Origin of the sequence: [Clostridium] hylemonae DSM 15053, assembly GCF_008281175.1 — a bacterium.
GTDB classification, from domain to species: domain Bacteria; phylum Bacillota; class Clostridia; order Lachnospirales; family Lachnospiraceae; genus Extibacter; species Extibacter hylemonae.
Genome location: NZ_CP036524.1, coordinates 1,065,985 through 1,084,723, shown reverse-complemented (window position 1 = coordinate 1,084,723; position 18,739 = coordinate 1,065,985). Strand labels below are relative to the sequence as shown.

The window sequence follows — 18,739 nt, the reverse complement described above, 5'->3', positions numbered from 1 at the left end:
ATTTTCAGCTTCGGTATAATGTTCCAGCGAGGAAAGAGAAATTTCTGCCCCGCTATTGGTGATAAGTGTATTTTTCATAGTTGAATCTCCTTGTGATGGTGTTGGCTCCTCTGTGGCTGGGGCAGAGGACGCTGCCGCAGACTCCGATGGCGCGGAGAGTTCTTGGCTACCGCCGGTGCTGCCGCAGCCTGTAAATAAAAAGGTCAGCATGGACAATGCCATAAGTATGAGAAGGAATCTTTTTTTCATGATTTGTCACTCCTTGCTTCTATAAAATCAATGGGCTGGAAAAGCCTGCTCTGCATCAAGTCAAGGCTTTTTCGGGTTGCTTTTCACTTTTGCCAGAAGTTTTGCGGCATAATAGCCCAAAAGGGTAAACAGAGCCATAACTGCCAGATAATCCAGAAAGAAAAAGACAAGCGGTTCTGAAAAGTCAAAAAAGACAAATTGGATTTGCAGCAGCATATAACCGATTAAACCCCGCTGAATAAAAGCATAGATGCCGTAGGCGGAAAGCAATACAGCGACGATGCGCAAAACAACGCGTCGTTTTTGGGATGCCTTTTCCATGTGGAATGCCTTTCGCAGCATTCCCAGAAACATTCCCCCGTGCAGCCCCAAATGAACAGAGGTCAGCACATAGCACCAGTAGGAGGCTGCCAAATGCACGGTTCTGGCAAGCGAAGCACCGCCTTCTATGGCAAGAAACTGGAACGCATAACGGCTCATGACGATGCCGCTTGCCATAAGGGAAAGCATCAGCAGGAGAATCAGGATATTGACTGCGGTTCCCAGCAGCCTAACGCTGCTGTGTCTGCCCCCAAACAGGTTCTTGTACCATTTCCAGTTCAGTGCATTGTGAAATAGGAACAGCGAGAACATCGCAACTCCCACCCATTCGTGGACAGCTTCTCCAAGCAGCGAATAGGCCATTAAGACGGGCAGAAGCGCCGCCATAGCAAAGTCCACAAAGATTTGAAATTTTCGTTTGCCGGTCACTTCGCCGCCTCCTTTCTTTTACTCTGCCAGTTCAATCCGCATCTCCACGGAATCGCCCAGTGTACCAAACACGGACAAGTCTGAGGTGATCTTGCCCATGCGGATCAGCCCGCCTTGACTGGAGCTGTCCGCCCCAGCAAAAAAGATTGCGAAGGAAGGGCCTGCCGGGTAATAGGTCACATCGCCGTTTTCAAAGTCGGCTATCGCCTCTCCGTTTTCTGGGAGCGCTTCAATCCGGCCATAATACTCGCGCCCGCCATAATGATTCATTGTCAGCGTGCGGGGCAGTGTGGCAAGAAAAGCCTGTGTTGTCTCACTGTTATCCAGCGTGGCGGTAATAACCGTGTCGCCGGCTGTCAGGCTGATCTCCGTCGTTTCCGCCGAAGGCTCTGCTGCCTCCGCCTTATTCTCGTCCGCCAGATCCATCGTCACCTCAAATTCATCTCCCATAGCGGTCAGAAGTTCCATTCCGCTTTCCACCCGCCCCATGGGAATCAGGTCGTCATTGAAGCCATAATCCTCATAATAGAACACAAGAGTGTTCCACGGAACATACAGCGTAATATCAGCCACAGCGGGGTCAACACCGGACTCCACACCCTCTGTTGTAAGTTCTTCCTGAAGGCGACAGATTTTTTCGATGCTGTTGAAGTCCTCAAAGGTCTGCGTCATGGGAAGCTGCGCGGCAAAGCTCTGGGCGGCGGCATTATCATTCAGCCGCACCATCGCCTCGCCGCCTTCAAATGTCAGGCGAACCAATGGGCCGCCGAGATCAAAGGCTTCGCTTTCCAGTTCTGTTGGGACTTCCGATGTGATTTCTGATTGTTCCAGGTTCTGCGGCGCAGAGCTGCTTTCTTCATTCCCCGTCCCACCCGAACAGGCGGACAGTGTTACCACTAATATCATGGAAAGTATTGATACAATTTTTTTATGTAATTTCATAAGTTCACTCCAATTCAAGGCTATTCAGCCATTCCTCAACGTCAGCCTGCGCGTCATCCACACGGGAGCCGCTTACCGCAAGGCCGTCAAGAAGGGTGGCACCCGGTACAAGGGTGGCAATATCGCCCTCACTTCTGCCCAGCGCGCTGCCGCCGTGGGTGCAGAACGGTACGATGGTCTTGCCGGAAAAATCGTATTCCTCCAAAAAGGTAAACATGGCCTGCGGCATCGTTCCCCACCAGTTGGGGTAGCCCAGATAGATGATGTCATATTGACTCATATCATCCACATGGGTGGAAAGCTCCGGGCGGGCGTCGTTGTCCTGCTCCTCGCGGGCAATATCAACGGTTTCATCATAATCTTCAGGATAAGGGGTGACGGTTTCCACTTTGAATAACTCGCCGCCAGTCTGCCCGGCGATCATATTGGCAATGGTTTCCGTATTGCCGGTTTTGGAAAAATAGGCAATCAAAACATTCCCTTCACTGGAAGCCGGATCATCGGTGCTGTCAGGTTCCACTGTTTCGCTTCCACTGGTTGATTCACTGCTGGGGGATGTATTCCCCTCAGATTGGGTGGAATTGGGTGTTTCTTCCGGCTGTGTATTATTGCTGCAAGCCGCCAGGGAAAACGCAAGGGTAAGCATTAAAACGGCGGATAAGATTCTTTTCATCGCATAAATTCCTTTCTTGATGTTAGTCGATAAACCCGGCTTCCCGCAGCCAGTTGACGACGGATTCATTTGCTTCTGCCTGGGAGTTCTGCGCAACAGAGCCACGGATGGCAAGACCGCCCAACACCTCGGCCCCGGAACAGGCGCTTGCAATGCTGCTTTCTGTGGAGGCAAGGCCGCTGCCCTCATGCGTAGCAAAGGGTACGACGGTTTTGCCGGAAAAATCATAGCTCTCCAGGAAAGTGTAGACCGCCATGGGCATATCGCCCCACCAGTTGGGGTAGCCGAGGAACACCACGTCATAATCTTCAAAATTGTCTACTGTGGCCTTAAGCTCCGGGCGGGCATTGTCGCGCAGTTCCTGCTGCGCCACATTGGTACACTCGCGGTAATTTTCCGGGTAAGGGGTAACGGTTTCAATGTGGAACAGGTCGCCGCCAGTCTGCTCTCCAATCATTTCCGCAATGATTGCTGTATTGCCTTTTTCAATCACGCCCACATTGTAGTTCTCCCCGGCGCGGGAAAAGTAGGCGATCAGAATGCGGGTGCTGTCCGATTCTTCTTCGGCTGGTTGAATATCCTCACTTTCAGAGGGTTGGGATGTTTCCGTGGACTCAGAAGGCGTACTATCGGGCGCGGCGGTGCTTTCAGGGGTACTGCTTTGCGGTGTGCTGGTACTTGCAGATTCACCGCCTGTATTGGTGCTGCCGCAGGCGGCCAGGGTAAATAGCATCATAACTGCAAGCAGAGCGGTAAAGATTTTTTTCATATAAACTCTCCTTATTTACTTGTTTGTAAGGCGGAAAGAGGCCTGCAGCTAAAGCCGCAAGCCTCTCAGTTCTCAGATAATATCCGTCGAGGCGGCAAGCTCCGTCTGCGTTTTGTAATCTGCAACACGCTCCTCCAGCCTGTCGATGGTGGCTCCCAGCGCCTGCGAACCCAATACCATGCGAAGGGGCGCAGGGGTTTTCTCCACGCTCTCGATGATGCGCTGGGCCATCTTCGCCGGGTCGCCGGGGGCAAGGCCCTTGCTGGCGTCCAGCATATTGAGGAAACCGTGGCAGCTTTCATACTCCGGCATCAGTTTAGCGACCTTGGCGCTGCCGTAGCGGAACTCCGTTCTCGCGCCGCCCGGCTCCACCAGCGTGACTCCAATACCAAACTGCGCTACTTCCTGGGCCACAGCCTCGCAGAAGCCCTCAATGCCAAACTTGGTGGCATGGTACATGGAGTTGGCCGGATAAGCAACCTGCCCGCCATAAGTGGACATCTGGATAATCCGTCCGCCGCCCTGTGCCCGCAGATGCGGCAGGCTGTCCCGAATCAGCATAATGGAGCCGGTGAGGTTAGTAGCGATGATGTGATTGATCTCCTCGTCGGACAATTCCTCAGCACAGCCAAAAAGACCGTAGCCTGCGTTGGAAACTACCACGTCAATCCTTTCATGTTTTTGGAAAGCGTCCGCCACCAGCCGATGAATGGCCGGCACATCGGTCACATCAAGGATCCGGCAATCAAAGGCATCTGGATATTGAACGATCAATTCCTCCACCTTTTTTGTGTTCCGCACCGTTCCAACTACGGTGTCGCCAACCTCCAGAAGCTGCTTTGTCATTTCAAAACCGAATCCGCTGGAGACACCGGTAATTAGCCATGTTCTGCTCATGAATATCATTCCTTTCTCTTGTTTGATTGTTTTTGCTAAACTTTCCACCCGTCTGCTATACAGCGAAGCGAAATATTTATCTGCGTTTAGGCTTCCGGTTTCAGCGGGCCGTAGAAGTAGGAGGCTGTTGCGCCGCCGTCAATGAGAAAATCCGCGCCGGTGATAAACGCGCCCTTATCGCTCATGAGCAGTTCCGCCACATTCGCAATCTCATCCGCCGTGCCGGGGCGCCCGGCAGGGCACTTGGCAAACATGTTTTTATAAAAGTCCCCGCGGGGGCCGCCCAACTCGTCAAGCGCCAGCGGCGTCACGACAATACCAGGAGAAATGGAATTGAGCCGGGCACCCCGTTCGCCCCATTTGACCGCTTCGGACATGACGCGCTTTTCATTGCAGCGCTTCGCCATCTGATAAGCGTGGAGGGTGTCGCGGATGTTCTCCGGCTGGAGCATTTCCAGCCTCAGCAACTCCTCTGTGGGCGTTATGGCAAGTAGCGCGTCCTGCTGGGCGGTAAGCTGCGCCATGCGGTGCCCGGACTGGCTGGAAATGGTGACGCCCGCGCCGCCCGGCGCGATGACCTTGCCCACTTCCTCCAGCAGCACGGCGGTGCCATAGAGGTCCACCTTCAAAATCGCCTCAATGGGGGCCTGACTGGGGGAAACCCCGGCGGCATTGACCAGCATCTGAATGTCGCCGTACTTCTGTGCCTCGGCAATCATAGCCTTGATGGAATCGCGGCTGGACAGGTCCATTTCCATTGCCGCCGTATCAAAACCCGCGTCTGTCATGACCTTTGCAATCGCCTGGGCATTCTCCGGGTTTTTATCTCCGAGGACAATTTTCATGCCGTAGCCCATCCTGCGGGCGATTGCCATGCCGATCTGCCCGGCTCCTGTTAAAAGCAGTACCTTCTTCATTTTGAAAACCTCCTTATCGGTTTGTCATGCTCTCCTGCGCGGCGGAATACCGCGCGCCAACAATTTCAATTCCAGCGAGCATTTCGTTCAATTTGTTCCTATCTGTTTCTGTAAGTTCCACATAGGCGGCGCTCATGTTCTCCTGTAAACGGTCCGCCTTTTTGGTGCCGGGAATCGGGACAATCCACGGCTTCTGATAGAGCAGCCAGGAAAGGGCGATCTGGGCCGGGGCCAGTTCCCGCTCTTTTGCAAAGTCGGAAAGCGCCTGCGCCAGCTTTTGATTGGCGGCCAGATTATCAGGATCATTAAAGCGTGGGATGGAATGGCGGATGTCGTTTTCTGCAAACACAGCATCTTTTGTGACTGCGCCGGTGAGAAACCCTTTCCCCAGCGGACTAAAGGCCACAAGCCCAATCCCTAATTCCTCCAGAACAGGAAGCAGCTCCTGCTCCGGCTGCCGGTACCACATGGAATACTCGTTCTGCACAGCAGTGACCGGGAATACCGCATGAGCGCGGCGGATTGTTTCCACACTCGCCTCCGAAAGCCCCCAATAGAGAATCTTGCCCTCCTTTTTGAGTTCCTTCATCGTTTCAGCCACTTCCTCAATCGGCACTTTGGGATCGACCCTGTGCTGATAGTACAGGTCAATATGGTCGGTGCGCAGGCGCTTTAAGGAACCGTCCACCGCTTTTCGGATGGCTGCGGGGCTGCTGTCCAGCCCCAGAACCTTACCGCCCTGGATGTTCCAGCCAAACTTGGTGGCGATGACGACCTGATCCCGGAACGGCTCCAACGCTTCACCTACCAGCTCCTCGTTTTGATAAACGGCGTACAGTTCAGAGGTATCGAAAAAGTTTTCTCCCATTTCGATTGCTCTGCGAATTAAAACGATGCTTTCATTCCGGTCCGGGAAGGGCGGGTAGCTTTGGCTCAGCCCCATACAGCCGAGACCGATGGCGGACACCGCAAGGCCCGACTTGCCTAAAATTCTCTTTTTCATTCTCCAGCCCTCACACTTTCTTTTCCGCTTCGTTTACACAGTGCAGCGCGTTCAGGCAGCGGGGATAGCCGATGTAAGGGATGCACTGTGAAATGACTTTGATTAGGAACGCCTTATCATTTCCAATTCTCATATTTGCGCCCGCATGAGAGGTAAGCTGCGGCTCACAGCCGCCCTGCGCGGAGAGGAAGCAGAAGGTAATCATTTCCCGTTGTTGATAGGTAAGGCCCGTGCGGGTGTAGTAATCGCCAAAGCAGTTGTCGGTCAGCCAGGTATTGATGTGGCGGCTTTCCTCCGGGCCTGACTTCCAGAAGCCCCTCATGCCATCGCCCATAATGTCCATCTGTGCCTTTTCGCCGGCCTCCAGACGATTTTCCGTGGTCGTTGTGGCCTGACCGGGCAGGGGGAGTTCCACGCCTTGTTCTGCCAGCACTTCATTGGTGATTTTCAGGAAGGGGAACACCCTGCCGATGCCCAGGTAATCCACCGCCTGGTAGACGATTTCCTTTACTTCCACCGGCGTGACGCCGAAGTTCATCGCGGCGGGGAGCATGGCACGAAATTCATCCATTCCCTGGCAGCCGAGCAGAGTAGCCAGAATCGCCATGAACCGGGTTTTATCGTCCAGATCATCCTGGTTTACCACCTCGTCAAAGGCGAAATTGTCAAACCGTTCAATAAACTCCGGGTCCGTCTCTAAAAAGCTGGAGCGATACCCCGGAAACATTTTCTCATGATATTTTTTTGAAGCTACCGTAATGCTCATTACTCATTTCTCCCTGTTTTCGTAATTTTCATCTCACCCAGCTTTCAATATCCTTGTCAGCACGGCTGACGCCGCCGCCTCGAATCGCAAGCCCTTTATCGACCTTGGCGGACGGACATGCCTTTTTAATATCTGTTTCGCTGCGGCCCATGCCGCTGCCTTCGTGGGTGCAGAACGGCTTGATGGTCTTGCCGTAAAAGTCGGCGTTTTCCAAAAAGGTAAAGACCCCCATCGGTGCGGTTCCCCACCAGTTGGGATAGCCCAGATACACCACATCATAAGCAGAAATGTCAGGAATATCTGATGCCAACTCCGGGCGGGCCTTTGCCTGCAGCTCCTGTTGAGCCTCCTCGGTGCAGGCAGTGTAATCTTCCGAATACGAGTGAACCGTTTTGATTTCAAACAGGTCTCCGCCAGTCAGCGCGGCAATCTTCTTTGCCGCGACTTCGGTGTTCCCCACGGGGAGATTGACAATACTGCCGCCGACATAGTTATTTCCTTTACGGGAAAAATACGCAATTAAAGTTTTCATGTTTGATACACTCCCTTTCTTTGTTGTTCGATTTTATTATAGGAACCGACAGGCAAAGGAGCAATTTCGGTTTTGAATAACTTTGATAAGCTGTACTTATCCGAAAACAAAAAAGCCGAACTGCAACTCTCATAATGAGAAATTACAGTTCGGCTTTTCAGCTTTTATGCTGTCAATCTATTTCCTGCCGGCTCTGCTCAATAAGATGATGCAAGGTTTCGGCAAATTCTTCGATGTAGTAGTTGGTGCATTTTTTCAGCCAAAACGCACAGATTTTCCGTCTAAGGGGTTTGTCCCCGCGATACAGCGGAATGCGCTGAATGGTGGGAACAACGGGCGGCAGCGTCCCGACATTTTCAAGAGGGAGGAAGCCTCTGTTCCCCAGCGCCATCAAACGGCCTTCTTCCAGATTTTCGGCGTAGAGAAAGTTGCCGCCGAAACCCAGCGTATCCCGATAATATCCGGCTTCTTCGTCATGCTGCTCAGGCGGGGCGATTAAAATACAGGGTGTCCGTTTGAGGTCGGTAAGCGTCAGGTGGTCTTTTGCGCTCAGATGATTGTTACTGGAAATCTCTGCGAAGCAATCACATTCCAGTAAAACCTTATTTTCATAGTCATCGGAAAAGGCCCGGCGCTGATCGCTGAGAATGACATCCACGCCGCCGAAGCGAATCAAATCGTAAAGCTCCTCATGAGTCCCAGCCACGATGTTAATGGAGATTTCGGGATACAGCTTTGAAAATTCTGCAACCGCAATATGCAGCTCCTGGCCGCTGTAATTCTTCAAATAACCGATACGCAGCCGGCTTTCGTCTGCCTGTCCGATGCGAATTGTTTCGCGCCGAAGCTCATTTGCTTCATCAAGCAAGACTTTGCTTTGGTGGTAGAAGTATTCCCCCGCAGGCGTAAGGGAAAAGCGGCGGTTTTCTCGACGAAGCAACACAACGCCCAGCTCTTTTTCCAATGCCTGTATTTGCTGAGAAATGGCCGACTGCGAGATATAGCATTGCTCGGCTGCTTCGGTAAAGCTGTTGCACTCCACAATCGCTGTAAAGTATTTCATCTGTCGAAGTAGCATCCCTTTAGCCCCCTTTCTTATGTTCCATAAGACCTGTTTCTAGCGGCACTTTTACGCGGGTCTTTCGGCTTTTGTGCATCTTCGGGAATTGCCCACGAACGACCAAAACGCTCCGCACCCGGAATGCGTCCTTGTGTACAGTATTGATTTACCCGTCGCTCCGAAACATCCCATTTATAAGAAGCCTCACGGATGGAAATATAGCCCTTCATAGTAAGCACCTCTCTTATGGGTACAAATTAACATCTACATTATATACGAATATTAGAATGTTTTCAACCGCCTGTGTTATAGAAATCCGAATTGATAAACCGTACTGGCGAGCAATGCAAGCATGTACATGTTTGCTGTTTTTGCGGATTTTCCCCAAAGGGAAAACCCGCAAAACCGCTCGTTGGTGCGCTGCCCCAAACCCCATGATCGCCACCTGCGGTGACGGCTGCACGTCCTGCGGACGCTGAAAAAGACGGCGGGAGCCGGTGGAATAGCGGGCACGCAAAAGGCTCCATGTGAAGATACTTCATCACATGGAGCTTTTCGTTTTTCCGTTCACTTGGCGTAAGTCATTTTTTCCTTCATACTTCTTTATGGCTAACTGCCATTCCGGTAATTCCTTTTTTATCCGCAGCCTTATGCTATGATTCCCTCCACAATCTCCCTCTTCAGATCCATGATGTCATCTTTCAACACTTCTTTTGCTTCCTCAAGATTCCTCTTTTCCAGGGCTTCTATGAGCAGTATATGCCGCTGTGCCGTAGTCTCATTTCTGTGTACACTGGAAGAAAAGTAATACTGTACCGCGCTTCTGGAAGAAAACTTCAGCGCCCGCTCCACCGCCTCACAGATTTTCTCATTCCCGCAGAAACTGCACAGAAGCAGGTGAAAGCTGATATTGCTCTTCCAATACCTCGCTATCTTTTTTTCGCTGTGGAGCTTTGTCGCCTCTGTAACGTCCTTTTTCAGCAGTTCGATCTGCCCGTCCTTAAGCCGGGCAAATGTTTTCTCCAACGCGGCCGTCTCCAGGATAATGCGCAGTTCCACAATATCGGAAATCTCCTTGATCGAAATCGGACATATCTGGTATCCCATTCTCGGACGGCTCTCCAGGATCTTTTCGTTGCACAGTTCCACGAGCGCCTCGCGTACCGGAGACTTGCTGACCCCATATTTCTCGATCAGTTCCCGTTCTGTGATGATGTCATTCTGCCTGTAGTTTCCATCAATGATCTCATTCAAGATATTTTCATAGATTTGGTCCTTTAGCTTTATATTACCTGACATTACTGTCCTCCTGATTTCGCAAAATTCCGCCTTACACTGCGTTTCGCCTATGTATCATTCTACCAGAAATTTCTTCTATTGGATACCCTTCAATACGAAGCGCACAGGCTGTATATTACTTATGAAAGTGCAGGCTGCATGTGGCGCATCCATCCGCGATCGCCCCGTTCAGATCGAACTTAAGCCCCATCGCTCCCGCAATACTGCGGTCGCCGTCCATGGCAATATCACACAGTTTCGCACATTGCGCATCGTCCATGCCCAGGTCTTTCCAGGCGGCCAGCAGCGGGCAGTGGTGGAACTGGATCTTCAGATCCTGCGCAGAGCATTCCTCTACTTCCATATCAAAGGTGTTCATGCCAAGTTCATCCAGGAACACCTTCCGGAAACTGGCAAGGTCTGTAATATCTTCACATTTGGCGCGGAACTTCTTCCCGTCCTGCTCTCCTCTCCTTGCGATGGCTCTTCTCATTACTTCCTCGATATCTATGCCCGCCTTAACTGCTTCATCGTAAATGAGTCCCATCCATGCCGCTCTGTGGCCGATCGCATTCCGGTTGATCTCTGTTTCCCGTTCCCTTCCCATTCTTTCTCCTGACATAGTTCATTTCCTCCTTGATCATTTTATTTGGTGACACGCAACGCTGTGTCCGTTTCCCGTCTCCCGCATCTGCGGCGTCTCATTTTTGCACCGCTCGTGCGCATATTTACACCGGGTATGAAATGCGCATCCTGACGGTACATTTACCGGGTTCGGCACATCTCCTTCCAGTATAATTCTGTCCTTTTTGATCTCCGGGTCCGGCAGTGGGATCGCGGAGAACAAAGCCTCTGTATAAGGATGCCGCGGATGACGGTACAGTTCCTCGCATCCTGCGATCTCCACCACTCTCCCGAGGTACATGACCATCACACGGCTGCACATATGACGTACCACGGACAGCCCGTGAGAGATAAACAGGTAAGTCAGATTAAATTCCTTCTGAATATCATCCAGCAGATTGATGATCTGAGACTGCGTGGACACATCCAGTGCCGATACCGCTTCGTCACAGACGATCAGCTTTGGATTCAGGATGAGCGCCCGGGCGATTCCCACCCGCTGCCGCTGTCCTCCTGAACATTCAAACGGATACCTGTCATAGTAATCGGAGGACAGTCCGACCACCTCCAGCATGCGCAGTACGCTTTCCTCTGTCTGTTTCTTATCCGCAAGCTTCTGGACGAGCAGAGGCTCGGCGATCGTCCTCCCGATGGTGTTTCTCGGATTAAGCGATGTATATGGGTCCTGGTATACGATCTGGGCATGCTTTCTAAACTCCCGCAGCTGCCGCCCTTTTAATCTCAGCACATCCTGTCCCCCGAACAGGACCTCGCCCTTTGTCGGTTCAAACAGATGGAGCACCAGTTTTCCCAGCGTAGTCTTGCCGCAGCCGGATTCTCCGACGATACCTAACGTCTCTCCCGGATACACATCAAAACTGATATCTTCCACCGCTTTGACTACTCTTTTGTCCCTTGAAAACGCCCCTGCCTTAGCAGAGTAATACTTTGATACATGATTCACTTTCAGCAAAGGAGCGTTTTCCTGCCCGTTCTTTTGATCTGTCATCCGCATCACCTGCCTTCCATGGCATACTGCCAGCATAATACTTTCTGTCCCTGCCCGGCGTCTACAAGCGGAGGCTTTTGCTCTGTACAGATATCCGCTGCACAGCCGCACCTGCCGCAGAACCTGCACCCAATGATCTCCTCCGACAGTTTCGGGACCGTGCCTTCTATCATAAACAGACGCTCCTTCTTTTCATCCGGCCTTGGGACCGCCTTTAAAAGTCCCATCGAATAAGGATGCAGCGGATTGGCGAAGAATTGTTTGACAGGCGCTTCCTCCACAATGCTCCCCGCATACATGACCATCACCCGGTCCGCCACTTCCGCGATCACCCCCATATCATGCGTAATAAACATGACAGCCATCCCCAGTTCCTCTCTGAGCCTCCTGATGATATCGAGTATCTGCGCCTGTATGGTCACATCCAGCGCCGTTGTCGGCTCATCGGCGATCAGCAGCTTTGGACTGCAGGCGATCGCCATAGCGATCATGACCCTCTGGCGCATTCCTCCGGACAGCTGATGCGGATATTCCTCCGCTCTTTTCTCCGGCATGGGTATCCCGACCATGTCAAGAAGCCCCACTGCCTTCTTCCACGCCTTCTTTCTGCTTACCGCCTCATGGCAGCGGATCGCCTCCACGATCTGATATCCGCATGTCAACAGCGGATTGAGCGAGGAAAGAGGTTCCTGAAAAATCATGGATATCTCTTTTCCTGTAATACCGGAAAACTCTTTCCGGCTCATTTTCAGTATATTTCTGTCCTCAAAGGTGATCCTTCCTTCCGCCACTCTGCCGAGGTTCTCCGGAATGAGACGCATGACAGACATGCTCGTTACACTCTTGCCGCACCCGGATTCCCCGATGACGCCCAGAATCTCTCCTTTATCCACATGGAAAGACACATGGTCGATCGCTCTGACCGTTCTGCCTTCGCCGTAGAATTCTGTTACGAGACCCTCCACATTCAGTAATGTTACGCCCACTGTATGTCCCTCCCCTCTAATCCACAACGAGCAGTTCATGCCCAAGTCCGGTCAGACACTCTGCTTCTTTCTGCCCGATGTACAGATCGTCTTCCAGCCGGATACCAAAGCGTCCCGGAAGATAGATGCCCGGCTCATTGGAAAAGACATTGCCCGGCTCTATCTGTTTCCGGCTTCCCGCAACGATATAGGGCGGCTCATGGATGTCCAGGCCGATGCCGTGTCCGAGGCGGTGGGTAAAAAATCCACCGTATCCGGCTTCCCGGATCACCTGCCGGGCCGCCTCGTCCAGACACCCGCATGTGATGCCCGGCGCTGCCGCCTGAAACGCGGCCTCATTGGCAGCCCGCACCGTCCCGTATATTTCTTCAAATCCTTCCGGCGGTTTACCAACCGCTACCGTTCTCGTAATATCTGAAAAATATCCTTCATAGCTTCCTCCAAAGTCTATGACGACTGCATCCTGAAAGCAGATCCGGCAGTCCGCCGCCTGGTGATGGGGCACCGCCCCGTTCTGCCCGGCCGCCACGAGCGGCAGCCCCCGGCATGAGAGTCCTTCTTCCTCCAGATACCCTTTCAGCCGCTGCGCCACCTCCCGTTCGGTAAATCCTTCCAGTCCCTGTTCCAATGTCCTGAGCAGCGCAGCTTCTGATTTTTCCTGGGCAGTCATTAAGTATTTCAATTCCGCAGCGTCTTTTCTGGCTCTGAGTTCCTCCATCACCTCGCTGCCAAGAGACCAGGACGCCGCCTTTATCTGCCGCGCCAGCCGGTAGGCCATCACGTTCGGCATCGCATCCCCCGCCGCGATACGGATACTTCCACCTCCGACGCACGCCGCAGCCTTTCTGTACGGATCCTCTGTTTCCTGCCAGAAAATGCAGGAGATCTGTTCCTTTACCTCTTCCCGCAGATCATCCGCCTCAAATGCAGGCAGGATAACATATGCTTCCTCCCTGAGCACGATAAGGAAAACAGGCCGCTCTACCGCAATTGGGCTAAGTCCGGTCATATAATACAGATCTGCTGACGGAGACAGGATCAGACAGTCCAGCTGTTTTTGTCTCATGACAGTGCGGGCGTCTTCTATCCTCTTCTTTATATCCATCATACATCCTCCCTTTTCTACAGGTTCCTCAGTTCCGGATTCGTTGCCTCCTGCAGGGAATCACCTAACAGGCTGAATCCGAGAACCGACAGGAAGATAAATACGCCGGGTATCATAGAGTACCATGGCGCGTTAAATATGAACAGGCTTCCGGCCGATATCATCGCTCCCCACTCCGGTGTAGGCATCTGCGCCCCAAGTCCGATAAAGGAGAATCCGGACGCCGCGATCAACGCATTGCCGATCCCCATTGTGATCTGGGGGATCACCATGGACATCGTCTGGGGGATGATAATGGTAAATACGATCTTTGCCGGATGCATTCCGATCGCCTTCGCTGATTCCACATATAGCTTTTCCTTTATGACGATCACCATCCCGCGTACCATCCTGGCATAATTCGGCCACCAGGACACTGCCAGCGCAAAGATGGTCGGCCCGATCCCCGCGCCGATCGCCGCCGCAATGATCATTGCCAGAAATATCTGCGGAAAAGACATGAACACATCACAAATACGCATTACCAGATTGTCGAACCAGCCGCCGATATAGCCGGCGATCCCGCCGATCATGATACCAGCCGCCGCCGCGCACAGCACAACCGCAAGAGCAGTTCCCATAGAGTACCAGGAACCATATGCCATCCTGCTGAACAGGTCCCGTCCCATCTCATCCGTTCCGAACCAGTGAATGCTTCCCGGCGCCACCAGCTTGGCTCCCGTATCCACGACAAGCGGCTTATACCTGGCTATGAAAGGCCCTGTGAGCATGAACAGTATGATCATCACCGATATCAGCGTACCGATGACGGACGGCGTATCTCTAAAAAAATATTTCTTGATTTTTTTCATCAGCTTAACCTCACTCTTGGATCGATCAATACATAAGAAATGTCAACTAACAGATTGATCAGTATGAATATGACTGCCATCGTCAGCGTAATACCGGCCACGACCATCAAGTCCAGCGACGCGATGGCATCCAGAGCATACGAGCCAAGTCCGGGCCAGCTGAATATCTTCTCTATGAGCACTGTACCGCCGATCATACCGCCCGCCTGCATACCAAGCAGTGTCAGTATAGGGGAGATTGCATTTTTCATCGCATGGCGTCTGATAACTGTATGTTCCGGAAGTCCTTTGGACCTCGCGGTCCTTATGTAGTCCTGCCGCAGTTCCTGCAGCAGCTGTGTCCGCATCATTCTGGTCGTGATCCCGCAATAGCCGAGTACGAGGCTTAACACAGGCAGAAGCAGATGTCTGGCTGCCTGCAGTAACAATGCCCAGTCACCTGCAAACGCACTGTCCAGCAGATAGAACCCTGTGACAGGTTCCGGGGGCATCGTCCCCACCGGCAGCCGGTAACCGGCCGGCAGCCACTGAAGTCTGTAGTAGAACACATACTGGAATATGAGTGCCAGCCAGTAAGGCGGAACCGCCATGCCGGCCACCGAGAAAAACCGGATCATGCCGTCCAGTACACCGCCGCGCTTTAAAGCCGCCACACTTCCTAAAATCAGCGCCAGAACAAAAAATACTATGAGTGATACTGCCGTCAGTTCGAGCGTAGCGGAAAGCCTGGAAGAGATCTCCTGCGCAACCGGCTGCTTTGTCTTAAAAGAGGTTCCCATATCGAGCCTCAGAAGCCCTTTCATATACTCCAGATACTGGACATATATCGGCTTGTCGAGGCCCAGCTCTACCCGCTTTGCCTCTACCTGTTCATTTGTTGCGGACGGCCCCGCAGCCGCCCTCGCCGGGTCTGACGGCAGATAATACGTCGCCAGGAACACGAGCATTGTGACACCGATGATGACCAGCACAAGCGATGCAAATCTTTTTAACAAAAATTTCGCCATAACGGTTCCCTCCGTTTTTGTCCCCTATTCACCTACAGTCAGCTGATAGAACCGGATGGAATAGAAATAATCGAGCGGATGCAGAACATATCCTCTGTACGTGTTATTGATCGCTTCCACCGTATTCGGGGATGCCGCAAATACCGCCGGGCAGTCGTCCACAAGCATCTGCTGCGCCTGCTTCAGGAGTTTTGTCTTTTCTCCCTCGTCCACAGTGGCCGCGGCGTCATCCAGCAGTTTGTCAAACTCCGGTTTTTCATAGAAGCTCCAGTTATAAGAGCCGCCGCTGTTGATACTGTGAAAATTCTGTTTCAGGAAAAAGGCCGCGTCTCCTGTGAACGCGCCCATATTGAGCGCCGACATCTCAGGCGCTGTCTCCGGCGAAGTATTTTCCTCTACGAGAGACGTCCACGGCATAATCTCAATTTTTACCGTAATTCCGATCTCCGCCAGATCAGCCTGGAGGATCTGCGCCATCTGTACCTGGTCATCACTGCCTTCGCACAGATGTACCCGGATCTCACATGCTCCGGCTCCGGATTCTTCCATGAGCTGCTTTGCCCTTTCCATATCCTGTTTCTGCTCCGGCAGATCCGGGTCATGTTCCGCAAAATCAGCCGGCATGAATCCGCTTGGCACAGTAGCCTGTCCGTTGTACACCGTATTTTTGACCCCTTCATAGTCAAAAGCACAGGATACAGCCTGTCTTACCTTCGGATCGTCAAAAGGCGCCTTCTTCATGTTGAACGTAAAGATATTCGTCTGCAGGGACCCTCCCTTCAATATATCGATATCCGGATTTTTTTCCAGCATATCCAGATTCTCCGTCAGCGGAATCTGCAGTTTGTCCACTTCCCCGGAATTCAACATCTGGATCTGGGTCGCATTGTCCTTCACGATCAATGTCTGAACCACGTCGATCTGATCATCTTTCCATCCCTGCCAGTAATCGTCAAACCTGGATAACGTCACATACTGGTCGTCCACGTAATCTGTCACCTGATATGCCCCCGTTCCGCAGGAATGCTTCTTCAGGTACTTCTGGGCCCAGTCTCCGTCCTCCTCGTTTTCCTTACAGAATGCAGGGGAGATTATACCTATCTTGGCCACGTTATAAAGAAATCCTGAATTTTCCGCCTTCAGCGTCATCTTTACCGTCATGTCATCCACCGCCTCGATCGTGTCGATCTCCTCCACGCAGGATGAGACCGAATTGACAAATGCCCTCGCCCGCTCAAAAGAATACACGACAGCCTCCGCGTTCAGGTCCGTGCCGTCATAGAACTTCACGCCGTCCCGGATATGGAATATGTAAGTCTTCGCGTCCGGTATATCCCATTTTTCAGCAAGCCACGGTTCCAGATCAGTTGTTCCGCGGACTTCTTCCACGAGAGGTTCATAACAGTTCCGTGTAGCGTGCATATCTGCCGCGTTCATAAGATTGGTAGGGTCTATGCTGTCCGGCATGAATGCCAGGGCAGCGACAAATGTCTTATCATCATTCGTATCCGCTTTGCCTTCTTTGCCGGATCTTTTCTTATCTCCGCCGCAGGCACAGAGTGAACATGTAAGTACAGCCGCCATAGCCAGTACCAGAACTCTTCTCATAACATTCCTCTTCATCCTTTTTCCTCCTTTGCTTCCGGCTATGCCTCATAGCCATAATATTTTTCTGCGTGTTCTGCCGTTATGTAACCGTTCTCTATATCTTCCCGCACCGCTTTTCTGTCTCTTTCAAGAGGATCTCCGTACCCTCCGCCGCCACCGGTCCTTATCTGTACGATATCCCCCTTCTTCAGAGAGAGAGTATTTGTCTTCAGGTACACGCGCTCATCCGGCGTTCCCGGATTCACGACCGCAGCGGGCGCCTGACCGCTTCCTCCTCCGAACAGCCCCCAGGCCGTCGTCTTCGTCCGTTCGATCCAGAGCATCAGCCGGCACTCTCCTTCCGTCTCCACGCGGTACGTACGGATAACGCCCGCTCCCCCGCGCCATTTTCCCGGCCCCTGAGAGTCGGTCCGTATTTCATAGGAGAGGAGCCGGAGCGGAAACTTGTCTTCAATAAATTCAACACTCCAGTTTTTCAAATCTCCATTCACAACATTGATCATGCAGTCCTGGCCGTCTCCCTCCGCAAATGCGCCCCAGCCGCCTGAAGTGGCTTCACAGATACCGAACGTTTTATTCCGCGCCGAGTCATAGCCGCGGAAGATGATCAGACTGGAATCTCCGTAATGAGCGGCCGCCGCCTCTTTTTCCATAACCGGTGACAGCGCTTTTCCGATCAGGTCGATCAAAAGGCCCAGTCCCGTAAAATACCATCCGCACGGCGCCGGTTCTTCCGCCGCCAGGAAGGTTCCCTTTTCCACCACAACCTCCAGATTCTGGAATGTGCCTCCTGACACCTGGCTCTTTGGGTTGATGATCTGCTTATAACCGACCCTGCACGCCGCAATGGTCTGCGCTCTTCCGCAGTTGATCGGACCGCTGCCCATCCGGGAGCTTCCGCTCAGATCGATCTTCATCACCTCCCCCTGTATGCATATCTTTACCTTAAGCCTGCGAGGCTCGTCCGTCAGGCCATCGTTATCCAGATATCCCTCCGCCTCATATACACCGTCCGGTATGTCCGCCACTGCTTTCCGGTCCAGTTCTTCCGACTGCCGGAAGATTTCCTTTGCCGCTTCTTCTATCACGTCTGTACCGTAACGCTCATAAAGTTCGTTCATGCGGGTCTTGCCCGTATGGCAGGCCGCGATGCAGGCATTCAGATCCCCCTTCATCATCGTGTGATAACGGCTGTTGATGGCGATGATCTCCATTACATCCTCACACACTTTTCCTTCGGAACAGAGCCGGACCGGCGGAATCCGCAGCCCCTCCTGATATACGTCTGTCGAATCCGCGTTTCCGATCGGATCTTTGCCTCCCATGTCCTGCATGGCCGCCCGTACTGCCGTGAAGCCGTGAAGCTCCCCTCTGTAGAAGATCGGCGCCAGCACGGTGACATCCGCCACGTGGGTCCCCTGCAGATACGGCTCGTTCATGACGAATACATCTCCCTCCCGGTAGCCGCACACACCGATCCGCTCTGTCACAATATTGATGCATATCTCCAGATTGCCGAGAAAGATCGGCAGTCCGGAAGATTGCCCCAGAAGCCTGGCATCCCGGTTGAATATCCCCACACTGCAGTCCTTCATCTCATAAATTCCCGGACCGAAAGCGCTCTTGATCAGACAGCTGTTCATCTCCCGCGCGGCGGAATTTACTGCGTTACGTATGATCTCTACGACGATCGGACTTACTTTTGCTCCCATC

Annotated in this window: 20 protein-coding genes; all 20 read right to left on the bottom strand. The window is 52.6% G+C overall.

Annotation, left to right across the window (positions count from 1 at the left end):
* Positions 1-309: 309 nt before the first annotated feature.
* The 20 genes from LAJLEIBI_RS05120 to LAJLEIBI_RS05025 all read right to left on the bottom strand — a co-directional run bounded on the left by LAJLEIBI_RS05120 (position 310) and on the right by LAJLEIBI_RS05025 (position 18,738).
* Entirely contained in the window at positions 310-999 is a 690-nt protein-coding gene (locus LAJLEIBI_RS05120; protein WP_006441851.1) for a DUF4405 domain-containing protein, read from the bottom strand.
* Between the two features lie 18 nt (positions 1,000-1,017).
* Positions 1,018-1,941, bottom strand: a complete 924-nt coding sequence (locus LAJLEIBI_RS05115; protein ID WP_006441850.1) for a cyclophilin-like fold protein — start codon at positions 1,939-1,941, stop codon at positions 1,018-1,020.
* A gap of 4 nt (positions 1,942-1,945) precedes the next feature.
* Complete coding sequence (locus LAJLEIBI_RS05110; RefSeq protein WP_006441849.1) at positions 1,946-2,614, bottom strand: flavodoxin; 669 nt, start codon at positions 2,612-2,614, stop codon at positions 1,946-1,948.
* 22 nt (positions 2,615-2,636) lie between these two features.
* Positions 2,637-3,383 carry a flavodoxin gene (locus tag LAJLEIBI_RS05105; protein WP_006441848.1) on the bottom strand — a complete coding sequence of 249 codons (747 nt, stop codon included), beginning with the start codon at positions 3,381-3,383 and terminating at the stop codon, positions 2,637-2,639.
* Positions 3,384-3,455: 72 nt separating this feature from the next.
* On the bottom strand, positions 3,456-4,328 hold the full coding sequence (locus LAJLEIBI_RS05100) for an SDR family oxidoreductase (protein WP_006441847.1): 873 nt from the start codon (positions 4,326-4,328) through the stop codon (positions 3,456-3,458).
* A gap of 38 nt (positions 4,329-4,366) precedes the next feature.
* A complete protein-coding gene (locus LAJLEIBI_RS05095) occupies positions 4,367-5,197 on the bottom strand; it encodes an SDR family oxidoreductase (protein ID WP_006441846.1) in 831 nt (276 codons plus the stop codon).
* 13 nt (positions 5,198-5,210) lie between these two features.
* Positions 5,211-6,200, bottom strand: coding sequence for an aldo/keto reductase (locus LAJLEIBI_RS05090; RefSeq protein ID WP_006441845.1), 990 nt, complete (start codon positions 6,198-6,200; stop codon positions 5,211-5,213).
* Positions 6,201-6,210: 10 nt separating this feature from the next.
* Complete coding sequence (locus LAJLEIBI_RS05085) at positions 6,211-6,966, bottom strand: carboxymuconolactone decarboxylase family protein (protein WP_006441844.1); 756 nt, start codon at positions 6,964-6,966, stop codon at positions 6,211-6,213.
* 28 nt (positions 6,967-6,994) lie between these two features.
* On the bottom strand, positions 6,995-7,498 hold the full coding sequence (locus LAJLEIBI_RS05080; protein ID WP_006441843.1) for a flavodoxin: 504 nt from the start codon (positions 7,496-7,498) through the stop codon (positions 6,995-6,997).
* 172 nt (positions 7,499-7,670) lie between these two features.
* Entirely contained in the window at positions 7,671-8,561 is an 891-nt protein-coding gene (locus LAJLEIBI_RS05075) for a LysR family transcriptional regulator (RefSeq protein ID WP_243132925.1), read from the bottom strand.
* A gap of 32 nt (positions 8,562-8,593) precedes the next feature.
* The gene (locus tag LAJLEIBI_RS05070; protein ID WP_083790581.1) at positions 8,594-8,788 is read right to left on the bottom strand and encodes a DNA-binding protein; all 195 of its coding nucleotides are present in this window, start codon (positions 8,786-8,788) and stop codon (positions 8,594-8,596) included.
* Positions 8,789-9,206: 418 nt separating this feature from the next.
* Positions 9,207-9,857 (bottom strand): GntR family transcriptional regulator, encoded by a 651-nt coding sequence (locus LAJLEIBI_RS05065; RefSeq protein WP_006441840.1) that lies wholly within the window; start codon positions 9,855-9,857, stop codon positions 9,207-9,209.
* Positions 9,858-9,972: 115 nt separating this feature from the next.
* A complete protein-coding gene (locus LAJLEIBI_RS05060; RefSeq protein WP_040434654.1) occupies positions 9,973-10,458 on the bottom strand; it encodes an L-2-amino-thiazoline-4-carboxylic acid hydrolase in 486 nt (161 codons plus the stop codon).
* An 18-nt stretch (positions 10,459-10,476) separates the two neighbouring features.
* Positions 10,477-11,505: an ABC transporter ATP-binding protein gene (locus LAJLEIBI_RS05055; protein ID WP_147570349.1), complete on the bottom strand. Its 1,029-nt coding sequence runs from the start codon at positions 11,503-11,505 to the stop codon at positions 10,477-10,479.
* Positions 11,475-12,455, bottom strand: coding sequence for an ABC transporter ATP-binding protein (locus LAJLEIBI_RS05050; protein ID WP_040434652.1), 981 nt, complete (start codon positions 12,453-12,455; stop codon positions 11,475-11,477). The genes LAJLEIBI_RS05055 and LAJLEIBI_RS05050 overlap by 31 nt, the downstream gene beginning before the upstream one ends.
* 16 nt (positions 12,456-12,471) lie before the next feature.
* A complete protein-coding gene (locus tag LAJLEIBI_RS05045) occupies positions 12,472-13,563 on the bottom strand; it encodes a M24 family metallopeptidase (protein WP_006441836.1) in 1,092 nt (363 codons plus the stop codon).
* Between the two features lie 14 nt (positions 13,564-13,577).
* Positions 13,578-14,411: an ABC transporter permease gene (locus LAJLEIBI_RS05040; protein ID WP_006441835.1), complete on the bottom strand. Its 834-nt coding sequence runs from the start codon at positions 14,409-14,411 to the stop codon at positions 13,578-13,580.
* A complete protein-coding gene (locus LAJLEIBI_RS05035; RefSeq protein WP_006441834.1) occupies positions 14,411-15,418 on the bottom strand; it encodes an ABC transporter permease in 1,008 nt (335 codons plus the stop codon). Before LAJLEIBI_RS05035 ends, LAJLEIBI_RS05040 begins: the two co-directional genes overlap by 1 nt.
* A 24-nt stretch (positions 15,419-15,442) precedes the next feature.
* Positions 15,443-17,041, bottom strand: coding sequence for an ABC transporter substrate-binding protein (locus LAJLEIBI_RS05030; RefSeq protein WP_006441833.1), 1,599 nt, complete (start codon positions 17,039-17,041; stop codon positions 15,443-15,445).
* 23 nt (positions 17,042-17,064) lie between these two features.
* Positions 17,065-18,738 carry a hydantoinase B/oxoprolinase family protein gene (locus LAJLEIBI_RS05025; protein WP_006441832.1) on the bottom strand — a complete coding sequence of 558 codons (1,674 nt, stop codon included), beginning with the start codon at positions 18,736-18,738 and terminating at the stop codon, positions 17,065-17,067.
* Position 18,739 lies beyond the last annotated feature (1 nt).

Bases quoted from the DNA above. Each gene is read 5' to 3' on its own strand.
- LAJLEIBI_RS05080 (WP_006441843.1), bottom strand. From the start codon at position 7,498: ATGAAAACTTTAATTGCGTATTTTTCCCGTAAAGGAAATAACTATGTC.
- LAJLEIBI_RS05065 (WP_006441840.1), bottom strand. From the start codon at position 9,857: ATGTCAGGTAATATAAAGCTAAAGGACCAAATCTATGAAAATATCTTG.
- LAJLEIBI_RS05110 (WP_006441849.1), bottom strand. From the start codon at position 2,614: ATGAAAAGAATCTTATCCGCCGTTTTAATGCTTACCCTTGCGTTTTCC.
- LAJLEIBI_RS05060 (WP_040434654.1), bottom strand. From the start codon at position 10,458: ATGTCAGGAGAAAGAATGGGAAGGGAACGGGAAACAGAGATCAACCGG.
- LAJLEIBI_RS05090 (WP_006441845.1), bottom strand. From the start codon at position 6,200: ATGAAAAAGAGAATTTTAGGCAAGTCGGGCCTTGCGGTGTCCGCCATC.
- LAJLEIBI_RS05085 (WP_006441844.1), bottom strand. From the start codon at position 6,966: ATGAGCATTACGGTAGCTTCAAAAAAATATCATGAGAAAATGTTTCCG.
- LAJLEIBI_RS05035 (WP_006441834.1), bottom strand. From the start codon at position 15,418: ATGGCGAAATTTTTGTTAAAAAGATTTGCATCGCTTGTGCTGGTCATC.
- LAJLEIBI_RS05025 (WP_006441832.1), bottom strand. From the start codon at position 18,738: ATGGGAGCAAAAGTAAGTCCGATCGTCGTAGAGATCATACGTAACGCA.
- LAJLEIBI_RS05030 (WP_006441833.1), bottom strand. From the start codon at position 17,041: ATGAAGAGGAATGTTATGAGAAGAGTTCTGGTACTGGCTATGGCGGCT.
- LAJLEIBI_RS05105 (WP_006441848.1), bottom strand. From the start codon at position 3,383: ATGAAAAAAATCTTTACCGCTCTGCTTGCAGTTATGATGCTATTTACC.
- LAJLEIBI_RS05095 (WP_006441846.1), bottom strand. From the start codon at position 5,197: ATGAAGAAGGTACTGCTTTTAACAGGAGCCGGGCAGATCGGCATGGCA.
- LAJLEIBI_RS05070 (WP_083790581.1), bottom strand. From the start codon at position 8,788: ATGAAGGGCTATATTTCCATCCGTGAGGCTTCTTATAAATGGGATGTT.
- LAJLEIBI_RS05115 (WP_006441850.1), bottom strand. From the start codon at position 1,941: ATGAAATTACATAAAAAAATTGTATCAATACTTTCCATGATATTAGTG.
- LAJLEIBI_RS05055 (WP_147570349.1), bottom strand. From the start codon at position 11,505: ATGCTGGCAGTATGCCATGGAAGGCAGGTGATGCGGATGACAGATCAA.
- LAJLEIBI_RS05040 (WP_006441835.1), bottom strand. From the start codon at position 14,411: ATGAAAAAAATCAAGAAATATTTTTTTAGAGATACGCCGTCCGTCATC.
- LAJLEIBI_RS05045 (WP_006441836.1), bottom strand. From the start codon at position 13,563: ATGATGGATATAAAGAAGAGGATAGAAGACGCCCGCACTGTCATGAGA.
- LAJLEIBI_RS05075 (WP_243132925.1), bottom strand. From the start codon at position 8,561: ATGAAATACTTTACAGCGATTGTGGAGTGCAACAGCTTTACCGAAGCA.